The organism is Streptomyces sp. NBC_00887 (genome assembly GCF_045207585.1).
Genome location: NZ_CP108791.1, coordinates 19,564 through 31,988, shown reverse-complemented (window position 1 = coordinate 31,988; position 12,425 = coordinate 19,564). Strand labels below are relative to the sequence as shown.

The following is a 12,425-nucleotide window of genomic DNA, read 5'->3' as shown; positions in this document are numbered from 1 at the left end:
AGCAGCGATGGGGACGGCGTACAACGTGATGGCAGCGACCTGCCCGAGCCGCACGGTGCTGCACCGTATCGGCGCCCGCTGGACCGTGTTCGTCGTCAACGCCCTGGACGGCGGACCTCGCCGCTTCGGCGAATTGAAGGGACATATCCGGGGCATCACCCCCAAGGCCCTGACCGAGACGCTGCGCTCCCTGGAAACCGACGGTCTGATCAGCCGCCACGAGTACGACGAGAACCCGCCCCGCGTCGAGTACGCCCTGACACCGCTGGGCCGCTCTCTGCTCATCCCACTGCGCGCCGTACGGCTCTGGGCCGAGGAGCATGTCCCGGACATCGAGGTGGCCCGGGCCCGCCAGTCGATGGTTTGACCCATGAGCCGCTTCGTGCCGAGTCCGTGCGTATCCATGGCCGACGCAGCCTACTGGAGCGTCTCGGGCCGACGGCCCGTCGCCTGGGCGGAAGCTGACAGGCCGTGGCCCCGGAGTCTGCAGCGGATAGCCGATCCATTCGCAGGTGGCGAGAGTACGGACGGTGGCCGCATCGATGGTGGAGTTGGCATCGAAATCGAACGTCCGAAGCGACCTCTCCCGCTGAAAACCCGGTGCCGTGATTCGTCGTTCAGAGCGGAGGCGGGCCCCGATCGTCGACGGCCTTGGTCCCGGGCGGAGACACCGGGTAGCAGAAGGCCTCAGACTGCGACGGAGAGCAAGTCCACCACGAAGACAAGTGTTGAACCCGCCGGGATCAACGACGAGGGCGACTGGTTGCCGTAGCCGAGACGCGGGGGAACGACGATCTCGCGCCGACCGCCGACCTTCATCCCTCTGACCCCCCGGTCGAAGCCCTTGATGACCTTGCCACCGCCCACGGCGAACTTGAACGCCTGGCCCCGATCCCAAGAAGTGTCGAACTCCCTTCCGGACTCGAAGGTGACCCCGACGTAGTGAACCCGGACAACCCTGCCCGGCTTCGCCTCAAGCCCGTCCCCGACGACAAGGTCGCGGACTGTCAGCTCGGTGGGAGCGTCACCGTCCGGAAGGTCGATCTCGGGCTTCGTCAGTTCACTCATCGCAGCCTCATTCGCTCGCCGCCCAACAACTCTCAAACAGACCAGTCAGGCGCATGGTCACTCCATGCAGTAGATCATCATGCCGCGGGGGTCGACGTCGTTGAGGACCAGGCGGTCGGCGGGGTGCAGGAGAGCCGGGTCAACTCGGCGCAGGTCGGCGGCGCCTCCGGACGCCATCAGCAGGATGCGGTGGCCGTTGGCGCGCGCGGGGGCCGTGCTCGGGACGTCCTTCGCGTATCCGGTCCCCGGCGCGCGAGCGCCGCCCAGGTCCATGTCGAAGCCCGCGTCACGCAGGGTGCGGATCTTCTCCTCCTCCTTGACCTTGGTCTCGATGTCGGGGTGGTCGACGTCGAGAATGACCATCTTGGCCGCGCGGCGGGTCGCACCACCGGACTTGATCGTTCCGGCGGACGCGTCTGCGCCCCGCAAGAACCTGACAGGACCGGAAGCGTTGCCGCCGGAGGAGATGAGCTCCTTGTGGGGTATGGGACAGGAGACAGCCGGGAATAGCCGGCCGCGACAGGCTGAATCGCTAGCGCGCTCCCCGCGATCCATGCCGCAGCCGAGATGCAGCGGTAACCCCAGACTCCAGTCCCCGGACCACGCGCGATACCCGGCAAGGCCGTCGCGTGGTCCGGGGACTGGTTGCCCATGCCCAAACGAGAAGGAAGGAGCCCCACCAACTGGGCCCCGGCCCGCTACGGCCAGTTGACGTAACGAATGCGCGCACTGGCGCGTCTCTCACTGAGTAAGGCCTTGGAGCGGGCCCCGGTTTTCATGGGAGAGATCAGCGCGTGACTGTAGATTCGACGTCCCGTTCCACCAGCACTCTCAACCACCCGCACACTTGGGTGGTCGCGGCCGAGGTCGTCGTCGACGACTCGGTCGCACGTGTTGCCGACTTCCGCGGCTCCTTCCGGACCAAGGAAGAGCAGCGCATCGACGCCGTGGATACCTACTGCAGGGCCTGCCGCCGCCCGTACGCGGACGTCTCCACGAGCGACTGCGCCGCAAGCGTCGACAACCGGCATCTGATCGGCGGCGACCAGAGTGTTCGGGCCAAGCGGAAAATGCCTGCCCCGCCGCCGGCCGGAGCAAAACTCGTACCCGGCGGCAAGTTCACCCGGTACGGCCTCAAGGCGTACGTCTCCGGAGTATCCCGACCGCCCGTGTTAGGGGTCCTTGCAGAATGATCTTTGTGTGGCACGGTGGAGGGGCAAGTGATCTTGTTCGTTGGGGGTGAGGATGCTTCGGTCGAAGCCGTGGGAGGTCGGTGACGAGTTGTGGGCGGTGGTCGAGCCGTTACTGCCCCGGCATGAACGGCGCTACCGGCATCCCGGCCGCAAGATGGAGGCATCCCTTCGAGGGAACTACGGGGTATGTCACTGGAGTTCGGCAATGTGCCATGTGCCGTCGACGTCCTTCAAGACCAGCCGCGAGAGTCCCAGGGGGTTGCTGTCAAGGTCGACGTACCCCGTGACTCCTGAAGTCTTGGGGAACCGTGTGTCGGTACCGGCGAGCTCGTTCTGCTGGGCGGGAGCCAGAGGTTCGAGTAACTTTCCAACGGCTGCGGGGCAGTCCGCTACCCGGTACGTGGCGGCGAGTTCGGCTTGAGCTGTTCTCGTCATGGCGGTGCACGCGGCATGCCCGTCTGCCGTGCTCAGGTGACCGAGATAGTCGGCAGCGGTCTCTTCAAGAGGGTTCAGGCTCCTGCTCAGGGCAAGGAAGAGGCCGACCAGAAAGGCAGCGAGCACCGCTACACCGGCTATCACCGCAACTCGGATACGAACCGTGCTTGTTGAGGACATGCGGACTCCCATACGCGCGACGACAATCTCCGCAGAGCTTAAGGGGCTTCCTGTAAGTGAGCGTTTGGTTCGCATATCAGGTGTTTGGCTGCGGTTCTGAGCGGTCAAGCGTGATCGCCTGAGCGATGATTTGCCGGGGAAGTGCCTTATGCGGCAATCCGGAGACCAGTAATGCGCCGGGTTTCTAATGAGAGATCCCGTCTCATTCAGAAGCAACCTGGTTCATGCAGGTCTGCGAACCCGCGCCCCGGTGCCCCGAATGCCCCGCCACACGCCCTGCCCAGGTCGGCCGCCGCCACGTACCCAGGCATCATGCAGCCCTCACAGTCCTACCCCAGCGACCTGTCCGACGCCCGCTGGGAACTCATCCGCCCCACCCTGGAAGCCTGGCGCCGAGCCCGCGCCGGCATCCGCAAGCCCACCCACGACCTACGCACCCTGATGAACGCCATCCTCTACGTCGACCGCACCGGCATACCCTGGCGCTACCTCCCCCACGACTTCCCACCCCACCACACCGTCTACGGCTTCTTCGCCCGCTGGGAAGCCGACGGCCTCTTCGACCAGCTCACCAACATCCTCCGCGGCAAAGTCCGCAAGGCCGAAGGCCACGCGAGCCACCCCGCCGCGGCTGACCTCCTTGCCCTGTTCGCAGACGGCCGGCCTACTGCTCGTCACAGAATGAGATGGGGTATGCCGAGCCTCGATCGCGGCCAGGGTTGCTACCGGCTGAGTACTGCGTCCCAGACGTTGCCGCCGTCGGCCCAGGTCCACAGCCACCGCCACAGTGATGCGGTCGCATGACGCAGCCCGTCGTGAGGACGCTGGCCCCACGTCGGATCCCAACCCCCGGAGTCGTAGAGCAGCACCGGGTTGTCGACGGCGAGCAACGAGACGTACCACTCCATCGAACAGCCGCCTGAGCTCAGGTGTAACCATGACGCCGGGAGCCCTTGTATGCGTCCGCGTTCGTGGATATCGCGCGCTGAACCGGGCGCGCAGATTGCGCGCCACGACATCGAGGGAGTCCACCGGCGCGGCGTCTTCCGCCGCCGCCATGACCTCGGCCAGCCCCATTCCGTCACGCGCCACATCAGCCTCCGGAAGTCACGGGCTATCCTCCCCGCTCACGGTCGGTACCGGCCTGGTCGGGAGGCTCGATCAAGCCGTGACGGCACCCACCCGAGGATGTGGTTGAGGATCTCCGCCCGACTGCGCAGACGCTGGAATTCGATGATGCCAAACGCTCCCGTGCTCGTGGTGGGTGGGCCGGGGAAGCCACAGAAGGCCACAGCTGCTGGCGCAGTCCGTCAGCCTGGCGCGGGGGGAGAGTACAGCCAACGCTTCAAGGGCGGCAGTGGGTGCGCGTGCGCGAGAACAGCCTCTGGCCGTCCGCTCCAGGGTGCGACACTGGGGGAGTGGAGGACGACGAGCGGCAGATGGACCGACGCTTGGAACGGACCATTCTGGAGCTGTTGGAGCGGCGTGACCCGAAAGCCACGATCTGCCCCTCCGACGCCGCACGGGCGGTGTACGAAGGGGAGGGCGACGGCTGGCGCGCGCTGATGGAGCCGGCACGTCGCGCGGCCCACCGGCTGGTCGAGGCCGGTGAGGTGGAGATCACGCAGGGTGGTAGCCCCGTCGAGCCCTCGAAGGTCCGCGGCCCGATCCGCATCCGTCGCGCCCGCTGAGGTCCGTCCCGCTCGTGTGGCACCCGGCCGGACGGGTGCCATGAGGCGCCCCTGACCTCCGGCTCAGGGAAGCGGACAGATCGCGTACGCGCCGAAACTCACGGATACGCGCGGAGAAGCAAGAACGAGGCGTCCTGGACCAGGGGGGGGAAGATCGCGGTTGACCGCGTGTCCTGGTGTCGTCCGTCCGAGCCGCAGGACAGCATCGACCGGATGAACCCTCCTGCGGACCCGGAGCGGACTCCGGACGGCAGATACGTGGTCGTCGACCACCGCCGATGGCGTGCGACGGATCCGGAGATCCCCGAAGACGTCGCCTCCCGCCTACGGCATCATCTGATGGCGGCGCGCCGCGGGGTGGCTGCCGCACGCCGCGCCGCTGACGCGAAGGCTGAGGGCCGGGCGCGGAAACGCGTGAACACCGCGAAGGTGGCGCTCGGTGAGCGGGGTGATCCCTGGTGGGAGCAGTCTGCCGAGGTTCGCCGTCTGCGCTGGGAGAGGGGGCTCCACGAGCTCGACCAGGCTGAGCGGGAGGAGGGCGGGCGCGCACCGTGAGGCGGGTTGTCTCCTTGGGCGTGGTACGAGGCTCCAGCTCGTGGTGCACGGAGCGATCAGGTCCCTGGACCCCTGCCAATTCGAAGCGGACCGCTGTGCCCTCCGGCACGGGACCGCTGAGGGGCGAGGTCCGACATACCTCGCGCGGGAGTTCGCCGAGAAGGCGTCGGCCGGTGCGCGCAGGGATGGGCCCCAGCGGGTCGGTTCGTCCCGGGGGAGCCGGGGCGCTCGGCAGGCGATGCCGCCCTGACCGGTATGACCTCAGCCCCCGGGGAAAGGAGACTCACGTTCCCCACCCCGGGCGAGAGGAGTCCACCGATGGCAGCCGACGACATGGGGCACGCCGAGGACGCGTGGTGGCGGTCCGCGGTGGTCTACCAGGTCTATCCGCGCAGCTTCGCCGACTCCGACGGTGACGGCGTCGGCGACCTGGACGGCCTCACCGGACGCCTGGACCATCTGTCCGGGCTCGGCGTCGGCGTGCTTTGGCTGTCGCCCGTCAACCCGTCCCCGCAGGCCGACAACGGGTACGACATCAGCGACTACCAGGACATCGACCCCGTCTTCGGTGACCTGGCGGCCTTCGACCGGCTGCTGGGCGCCGTGCACGAGCGCGGGATGAAACTCGTCATGGACCTGGTCGTCAACCACACCTCCGACGAGCATCCGTGGTTCCAGGAGTCACGCGACCCGGCGAGCCCGAAGCGCGACTGGTACTGGTGGCGTCCGTCACGTGAGGGACGCGAACCCAACAACTGGGGCTCCTTCTTCTCCGGTTCCGCCTGGGAGCTGGACGCGGCGAGCGACGCGTACTACCTCCATCTCTTCTCGCCGAAGCAGCCCGACCTCAACTGGGAGAACCCCCGGATGCGTCGGGCCGTGTACGCGATGATGCGCTGGTGGCTGGACCGGGGCGTGGACGGCTTCCGGATGGACGTCGTCAACCTCATCTCCAAGGACCCCGCCCTCCCCGACGGCGAGGTGCACGAACAGGGGCCGTACGGTGACGGCTCGCCCTACTTCGTCTGCGGACCCCGCATACACGACTACCTTCAGGAGATGCACCGCGAGGTGATCGCCCGGTACCCGGGCCGGCTGCTGACCGTCGGGGAGATGCCCGGGGTGACGGTCGAGCAGGCCCGCCTGTTCACCGACCCGGCGCGTGCCGAGCTCGACATGGTCTTCCAGTTCGAGCACGTAGGGCTCGACCACGGGCGGGGCAAGTTCGATCCCCGCCCGCTGCGGCTCACCGACCTCAAGGCCTCGCTCGGCCGCTGGCAGTCCGGCCTCGCCGACGTCGGGTGGAACAGCCTGTACTGGAACAACCACGACCAGCCCCGGGTGGTCTCTCGGTTCGGTGACGACGGACCGAGCCACCGGACCCGGTCCGCGACGATGCTCGCGACCGTGCTCCACCTGCACCGGGGCACGCCGTACGTCTACCAGGGCGAGGAACTCGGCATGGCCAACGCGCCCTTGCGCACCATCGAGGACTTCAGGGACATCGAGTCCCTGAACCACTACACGGAGACGCTGCGCGCGGGGGCGGAACCCGAAGACGTCCTCCCGGGACTACGGGCGATGGGCCGCGACAACGCCCGCACACCCATGCAGTGGGACGCGTCCCCGCATGCGGGGTTCACCACAGGCACCCCGTGGATCCCCGTCAACCCGGACCACACCGAGGTCAACGCCGAAGCGGCCCTCGCGGATCCCGACTCCGTCTACCACCACTACCGTCGGCTGATCGCCCTCCGGCACCAGGAACCGGCCGTCGTGCACGGCGACTTCACGATGCTGCTGCCGGACGACGAGCGGATCTACGCGTTCACCCGCCGGTACGGCCGCACGGTGCTCCTGGTCGTCGGGAACTTCACCGGCGACACGGCCTCCGCCGTGATGCCCGCCGGATGGGACGGCGCCGAACTCGTCATGGGCAACGGTCCGTCGGTCCCCCCGCGGCCCGGCCGCCTGGTGCTCGCCCCGTGGGAGGCGCGGGTGCACCGGCGCAACGACTGAGCCGAGCGGGCGGGGACGGCGACCGATGATCCCTCCGGTGCCGGGTACGCGGATCCCATGACCGTCTATGGATTCCACGCCTCCCACGAACAAGTACCTCCCGCCGACCTGCTGGCAGCCGTCGTGCGCGCGGAAGGCGCGGGCTTCACCGCCGCGATGTGCTCGGACCACTTCTCACCGTGGAGCGTCCGGCAGGGTGAGTCCGGCTTCGCCTGGTCCTGGCTCGGCGCGGCGCTCCAGGCCACCGACCGGATCCCCTTCGGAGTGGTGAACGCCCCGGGCCAGCGCTACCACCCGGCGATCGTCGCGCAGGCGATCGGCAGCCTCGCCGCGATGTACCCAGGCCGCTTCTGGGCGGCGCTGGGAAGCGGTGAGGCGTCCAACGAGCACATAACCGGCGACCGTTGGCCGCGTAAGGACGTCCGGAACGCGAGGCTGCGCGAGTGCGTCGACATCATCCGGGCGCTGCTGCGCGGCGAGGAGGTGAGCCACGACGGGCTGGTGACCGTGGACCGGGCCAGGTTGTGGACCCGTCCGGAGACGGTGCCGCCGTTGGTGGGGGCCGCGTGCAGCGAGGCGACCGCGCGGTGGTGCGCGGAGTGGGCGGACGGCCTGATCACGGTCAACGCGCCGCGCGAGACACTGCGCCGGATCGTGGACGCCTACCGTTCGGCGGGCGGCGCCGGCCTGCTGCACCTCCAGGTGCACCTCAGCTGGGCCCCCGACCTGGAAACCGCCCAAAAACTCGCCCACGACCAGTGGCGCACCAACGTGCACGGGCCGCCGGCGAGCTGGGACCTCGACTCTGCCGAGCTGTTCGACAACGTCAGCGAGCACGTCTCACCGGACAGGGTCGCGGAGTCCGTCAACATCTCCGACGACCTCGGCCGGCACGCGGCCTGGCTCAAGGAGTACGCCGACCTCGGCTTCGACGCCGTCATGCTGCACCACGTCGGCAAGGAGCAGAGCGCCTTCATCGACGCGTTCGGCGCGAAGGTGCTGCCGCAGCTGGACGTCACCCGGCCCCCGGCCGCCGTCGCGGAGGGTGTCCGATGAGGCTGACCCGCACCTCCGACCTGTGGTGGAAGAACGCGGTCGTCTACTGCCTGGACGTGGAGACGTACCAGGACTCCGACGGCGACGGCACCGGCGACTTCGCGGGCCTGACCCAGCGCATCGACCACCTGGTGCGCCTCGGTGTCACCTGCGTGTGGCTGATGCCGTTCTACCCGACGCGGGAACGCGACGACGGCTACGACATCACCGACTTCTACGCCGTCGATCCCCGGCTCGGCACGCTGGGCGACTTCACCGAGTTCGTGCGCACCGCCCGCGACCGGGGCATCCGTGTCATCGCCGACCTGGTCGTCAACCACACCTCCGACCACCATCCGTGGTTCCAGGACGCCCGCTCCAGCCGCACGTCGAAGTACCGCGACTGGTACGTCTGGTGCGACAGCCCGCCGGAGGACGGCCCCGAGGGTGTGGTCTTCCCCGACGTCGAGAAGAGCGTGTGGGAGCACGACGAGACCACCGAGCAGTACTACCTGCACCGGTTCTACAAGCAGCAGCCCGACCTCAACGTCGCCAACCCGGCGGTCCGTGACGAGATAGCGCGCATCATGGGCTTCTGGACGCAGCTCGGACTGTCGGGATTCCGGGTCGACGCGGTGCCGTTCCTGCTGGAGACCGACGGCCAGGAGGACGCGGACCAACTGCCCGACCCGCACGAGTACCTCGCCGACCTGCGGGCCTTCCTCGGACGTCGCAGCGGTGACGCGGTGCTGCTGGGCGAGGTGAACCTGCCCTACCCGGACACTGCGAAGTTCTTCGGCGACTCGGAGTCCTCCCGCGGTGACGAGCTGACCATGTGCTTCGACTTCATCGGTATGCAGCAGATGTACCTGTCGATGGCGCGGGGCGAGGCGGCCCCTCTGGCGGCGGCCCTCCGGGAGCGCCCCGCGGCGCCCCGCGACGCGCACTGGGCGACGTTCGTCCGCAACCACGACGAGCTCACGCTCGACAAACTCGACGACGACGAGCGCGCCGAGGTGTTCGCCGCCTTCGGCCCCGACAAGGACATGCAGCTCTACGACCGGGGCCTGCGCCGCCGCCTGCCGCCGATGGTCGACGGCGACCGGCGGCGCGTGGAACTGGCGTACAGCCTGCTCTTCTCCCTGCCCGGCACACCGGTGCTGTTCTACGGCGAGGAGATAGGCATGGGCGAGAACCTCGCCGCCGAGGGCCGGCAGGCCGTCCGCACCCCGATGCAGTGGACGCCCGACAAGAGTGGCGGTTTCACCGCGGAGGAGGGAGTGGAGCTGCCCAATCCCGTCGTGACGGGTGCGTTCGGCCCGACGAAGGTCAACGCGCACGACCAGGCGCACGACCCGGCTTCGCCGCTGGGTCGGATGCGGACGCTGATCGAACGCTACCGGGAGACCCCCGAGCTGGCCTGGGGCGACTACCGGGTCATCGACGCGGACGATCCGGGCGTGCTGGTCCACCTCAGTTCGCTGGAGGGCGGCGCGGTGCTCGTGCTGCACAATTTCTCCGAGCGGTCCGTCACCGCCTCCGTCGAGGTACCGGGACTGAGGGGCGGCCGGCTGCTCACCGATGTCTTCACCGGTGACACCCTCAAGTCGGCGGCCGCCGGCCTCGTCGATGTCGCGCTGGACCCGTACGGCTACCGGTGGCTGAGGGTCAACACCCCCCTTGACGACCCGGATCGGGCGACAGCGGTGTGATCCGACGCGCGCGAGGTGTCCGGCCGCACGGAGTGGGCCGGGCACCTCGCGCGATGGTCGTCCCGCCGGCTAAGGCGCGTCCACCAGAGTGCGGCCGTCGGCGGGAACGAGCGAGGCGAGGCCGCCGGCGTAGGCGGACTCGACGCGGGATCGTTCAGTCGCGTTCGGAACCGCGTTCGTGCAACTGGTGCCCGCGGCCGACCCTGACATCAGCTGGGAGCACGGGCCGGGCTTGGTGTCGGGCAGGCCCAGGCTGTGCCCCATCTCGTGGGCGGCGATGCGGGTCTTGTCATAGCCCTGGGACACCGCCTGGCTGCCGAGTTCGACACGCACCTGACCACCCGGGCGCACCGGTCCGAGTGTCGCCTGCGGCCAGCCACTGGTGGCGACGATCTGGATCTCGGCCCGGGTGCCGGGTGCGGCTTCGACGAGCCTGACGTTGCTGACGTTCCGGTTCCACGAGGCGACTCCGGCGGCGATCGCCGCTTCCCAGCCGCCTGCGCGGCTGTCGTCGTAGCGGAGTGTCACTACGGCAGCCACGCTTGTTGCTGCGGTCAACTCCGGTGCGGGTGCGGGTGCGGGCGCGGGTGCGGCGTGGGCTGCTGTTGCTGTGGCCAGGGCGACCGCGAAGGCGGCGCCGGCCGCCTTCAGCCATGAGGAGTGCGGCATTGCTGTCCCTTCACTCGTGGGGGACTCGGCTCGCTCCGAACCGAGAGCGGGGAGGGGCTGCGACCGGCGGAGTGGCCGGTCGCAGATTCTCCGGGGGCCTCAGAACTATGCCCATCGCTCCGTACTTATCATGCCCCTGTCATCAAGGAAGGGCCGGAAAGGAGCGGTGCGGACCGCGTCCGCGGTCCGGAGCGGGCCGCCTGCGCCGTCTGAGACGGCGCTCATGACCACAGATGAAAGCGGTGCGTTCGGACACACGCCCGATGAAGTCCTGACGATGCGGCGTTAACCCTGCCCGGACGATTCTTCAGTGGAGGTACGGATGCATCGTTCCAGAGGCCGGAATGTGTCGTTCCTTACTGAGCTTCTTCGAGTTGGCCACCGATCGGCTGATTGTGACTGAGCGCTTCACTTGGCGAGTGAGCGCTTGAGTGGGTGGCTGCAGCGTCCGGTGCCGGCAGCTGGGTGAGCCGGGACAAGGGCCCACTCGAATTTGTCGGCCAGAACGCCGACACGGCGGGCAAGGCCGATGAGCGACGATCAAGCTGTTGTCAGTGGCTGACTCTAGGGTCGGCCCTATGACAGCAGAACTGGTCCATGCCTCATGGACTCGCATCGACGCGTGGTTGCGCGAGCACGCGCCCCGCACTTTCGCCACGCTTCGGCCGCCCGCCAGAGACGAGGAGATCGCGGCAGCGCAAGAGGAACTGGGTGTCACCTTTCCTCCGGACCTGGTCGCTTCACTCCTCCGACACAACGGGGCGCTGGAGGGACCTGAGGCTTTCCGGTTCAGCACGGGCGACCGGCTGCTCGGAGTGAGCGGGATCCTCGGGGATACCGGGTTCATGCGTGGCTTTGACCAAGGCATCGACGGGGAGGTCGAGGGCTACTGGCTTCGCAGCTACGTAAAGGTCGGTTCCTATGACGTGACGTCGGACGGTCTCCTGGTGGATTGCCGTACTGGGCGGGACTCCTTCGGTGCGATCGGGCGGTTCTTCGACGAGACCGGCACCAGTTTCGGGCAGGCCGACTCACTGGGTGGGTATCTGGCCGAATTGGCCGGCAAGCTTGAGCGCGGCAAGGACGGTGGTGTCGTCACGTTCAACGGCCGGCTGTTCTGGGAGGGGCCTCTGGCTCCCAGGCCGGAGTGCAGTGCCGACGATTCCCTTCCCGCGCCGGATGAGAAGCTGCCGGAGCTGGATCTGTCCCACAGGCCCACCGACCTCTTCCACGCGAGCTACCTGGACGGGCATGAGGAACTCGGTGCACTGATCGCGATCCTGCCGTATGAGCAGGTGGTTGAGGCCGCGCGGAAGCAGTTGCGCAGACTGGCGGTCGAATCGGGTCTCAACAAGTACCCGGAGGTCAAGTCAGCCCTGGACGCGTGGGAGTGCGGTGTGGCTCCACCGCGGCCGGACCAGACCGGGCCGCTCGCTTTGCGACTCCGCGCGGTGCTCGTGCAGGCCAACACCGGCCGAGACGTCACTCGCAGGTGGGCCGCGGAGAAGATAGCCCTCGGGATCTGGGGGTCCCCCTACAGGTCCGTGTGCGAGAGCGCGGAAATCCGCAGTCATTTCACTGTCGACTGGCGTGGGGATCTGCATGCGGACCTGGGCAATCCTCCGCTGCCGCCGATACCTGACGAGCGCTTCTGGGGGGCTCTGCGCAACCCCGCCATCGACTCCAGTTGGTACGCAGCTCAGTACCCCCAAGATCAGGACTGACCATGGGGGTTTCGGTTCCGCGTGAGCGCTTCATGTGGTGGGTATCGGCAGATGAAGCGCTCCTTACCTTGTTGGCGGGTTGATTCCGGTCCTTCGTACGATCGGGAGACCCGGGGGCCTGGATGTGGCTTTAAACGTCCGCCC

11 protein-coding genes and 5 pseudogenes are annotated in these 12,425 nt (G+C 68.2%); 10 read left to right on the top strand and 6 right to left on the bottom strand.

Annotation, left to right across the window (positions count from 1 at the left end; genetic code table 11):
• Positions 1-7 precede the first annotated feature (7 nt).
• The gene (locus OG844_RS46985) at positions 8-367 is read left to right on the top strand and encodes a helix-turn-helix domain-containing protein (protein WP_331726408.1); all 360 of its coding nucleotides are present in this window, start codon (positions 8-10) and stop codon (positions 365-367) included.
• Positions 368-499: 132 nt separating this feature from the next.
• On the opposite strand, the pseudogene OG844_RS46980 reads toward OG844_RS46985, so the two are convergent.
• The 3 genes and pseudogenes from OG844_RS46980 to OG844_RS46970 form a co-directional block, all read right to left on the bottom strand.
• Positions 500-634, bottom strand: a pseudogene (locus OG844_RS46980) (AAA family ATPase); the annotation flags it as partial.
• 53 nt (positions 635-687) lie between these two features.
• Complete coding sequence (locus OG844_RS46975) at positions 688-1,068, bottom strand: FKBP-type peptidyl-prolyl cis-trans isomerase (RefSeq protein ID WP_331726377.1); 381 nt, start codon at positions 1,066-1,068, stop codon at positions 688-690.
• A 254-nt stretch (positions 1,069-1,322) separates the two neighbouring features.
• Positions 1,323-1,545, bottom strand: a pseudogene (locus OG844_RS46970) (hypothetical protein); the annotation flags it as partial.
• A 317-nt stretch (positions 1,546-1,862) separates the two neighbouring features.
• Here OG844_RS46970 and OG844_RS46965 point away from each other — a divergent pair.
• Together OG844_RS46965 and OG844_RS46960 are read left to right on the top strand one after the other, a co-directional pair.
• Positions 1,863-2,261: a hypothetical protein gene (locus OG844_RS46965; protein ID WP_406396533.1), complete on the top strand. Its 399-nt coding sequence runs from the start codon at positions 1,863-1,865 to the stop codon at positions 2,259-2,261.
• Between the two features lie 52 nt (positions 2,262-2,313).
• Positions 2,314-2,415, top strand: a pseudogene (locus OG844_RS46960) (IS5/IS1182 family transposase); the annotation flags it as partial.
• Positions 2,416-2,450: 35 nt separating this feature from the next.
• Here the strand turns inward: OG844_RS46960 and OG844_RS46955 are convergent.
• Positions 2,451-2,876 (bottom strand): hypothetical protein, encoded by a 426-nt coding sequence (locus tag OG844_RS46955; protein WP_331726413.1) that lies wholly within the window; start codon positions 2,874-2,876, stop codon positions 2,451-2,453.
• Between the two features lie 312 nt (positions 2,877-3,188).
• Between OG844_RS46955 and OG844_RS46950 the strand changes: the two are divergent.
• Positions 3,189-3,515: pseudogene (locus tag OG844_RS46950) on the top strand (transposase); the annotation flags it as partial.
• Positions 3,516-3,851: 336 nt separating this feature from the next.
• On the opposite strand, the pseudogene OG844_RS46945 reads toward OG844_RS46950, so the two are convergent.
• Positions 3,852-3,968 (bottom strand): annotated as a pseudogene (locus OG844_RS46945) (serine/threonine-protein phosphatase); the annotation flags it as partial.
• 347 nt (positions 3,969-4,315) lie between these two features.
• Here OG844_RS46945 and OG844_RS46940 point away from each other — a divergent pair.
• The 5 genes from OG844_RS46940 (at position 4,316) to OG844_RS46920 (ending at position 9,888) form a co-directional block, all read left to right on the top strand.
• Positions 4,316-4,567 (top strand): DUF3253 domain-containing protein, encoded by a 252-nt coding sequence (locus OG844_RS46940; RefSeq protein ID WP_406396546.1) that lies wholly within the window; start codon positions 4,316-4,318, stop codon positions 4,565-4,567.
• A gap of 213 nt (positions 4,568-4,780) precedes the next feature.
• Positions 4,781-5,122 (top strand): hypothetical protein, encoded by a 342-nt coding sequence (locus OG844_RS46935; RefSeq protein ID WP_331726371.1) that lies wholly within the window; start codon positions 4,781-4,783, stop codon positions 5,120-5,122.
• Positions 5,123-5,440: 318 nt separating this feature from the next.
• Positions 5,441-7,141 (top strand): alpha-glucosidase, encoded by a 1,701-nt coding sequence (locus OG844_RS46930; RefSeq protein WP_331726369.1) that lies wholly within the window; start codon positions 5,441-5,443, stop codon positions 7,139-7,141.
• A gap of 57 nt (positions 7,142-7,198) precedes the next feature.
• Positions 7,199-8,197: a TIGR03885 family FMN-dependent LLM class oxidoreductase gene (locus OG844_RS46925; RefSeq protein ID WP_331726367.1), complete on the top strand. Its 999-nt coding sequence runs from the start codon at positions 7,199-7,201 to the stop codon at positions 8,195-8,197.
• Positions 8,194-9,888, top strand: a complete 1,695-nt coding sequence (locus tag OG844_RS46920; RefSeq protein WP_331726365.1) for an alpha-amylase family protein — start codon at positions 8,194-8,196, stop codon at positions 9,886-9,888. Before OG844_RS46925 ends, OG844_RS46920 begins: the two co-directional genes overlap by 4 nt.
• 69 nt (positions 9,889-9,957) lie before the next feature.
• Here the strand turns inward: OG844_RS46920 and OG844_RS46915 are convergent, their stop codons facing one another.
• Positions 9,958-10,557, bottom strand: coding sequence for a snapalysin family zinc-dependent metalloprotease (locus OG844_RS46915; RefSeq protein ID WP_331726363.1), 600 nt, complete (start codon positions 10,555-10,557; stop codon positions 9,958-9,960).
• A 578-nt stretch (positions 10,558-11,135) separates the two neighbouring features.
• Between OG844_RS46915 and OG844_RS46910 the strand changes: the two genes are divergently transcribed.
• The gene (locus OG844_RS46910) at positions 11,136-12,281 is read left to right on the top strand and encodes an SMI1/KNR4 family protein (protein ID WP_331726361.1); all 1,146 of its coding nucleotides are present in this window, start codon (positions 11,136-11,138) and stop codon (positions 12,279-12,281) included.
• Positions 12,282-12,425: the final 144 nt, after the last annotated feature.

Coding starts and splice junctions, on each gene's coding strand:
- OG844_RS46985 (WP_331726408.1), top strand. CDS start 8: ATGGGGACGGCGTACAACGTGATGGCAGCGACCTGCCCGAGCCGCACG.
- OG844_RS46975 (WP_331726377.1), bottom strand. CDS start 1,068: ATGAGTGAACTGACGAAGCCCGAGATCGACCTTCCGGACGGTGACGCT.
- OG844_RS46955 (WP_331726413.1), bottom strand. CDS start 2,876: ATGTCCTCAACAAGCACGGTTCGTATCCGAGTTGCGGTGATAGCCGGT.
- OG844_RS46940 (WP_406396546.1), top strand. CDS start 4,316: ATGGACCGACGCTTGGAACGGACCATTCTGGAGCTGTTGGAGCGGCGT.
- OG844_RS46935 (WP_331726371.1), top strand. CDS start 4,781: ATGAACCCTCCTGCGGACCCGGAGCGGACTCCGGACGGCAGATACGTG.
- OG844_RS46930 (WP_331726369.1), top strand. CDS start 5,441: ATGGCAGCCGACGACATGGGGCACGCCGAGGACGCGTGGTGGCGGTCC.
- OG844_RS46925 (WP_331726367.1), top strand. CDS start 7,199: ATGACCGTCTATGGATTCCACGCCTCCCACGAACAAGTACCTCCCGCC.
- OG844_RS46920 (WP_331726365.1), top strand. CDS start 8,194: ATGAGGCTGACCCGCACCTCCGACCTGTGGTGGAAGAACGCGGTCGTC.
- OG844_RS46915 (WP_331726363.1), bottom strand. CDS start 10,557: ATGCCGCACTCCTCATGGCTGAAGGCGGCCGGCGCCGCCTTCGCGGTC.
- OG844_RS46910 (WP_331726361.1), top strand. CDS start 11,136: ATGACAGCAGAACTGGTCCATGCCTCATGGACTCGCATCGACGCGTGG.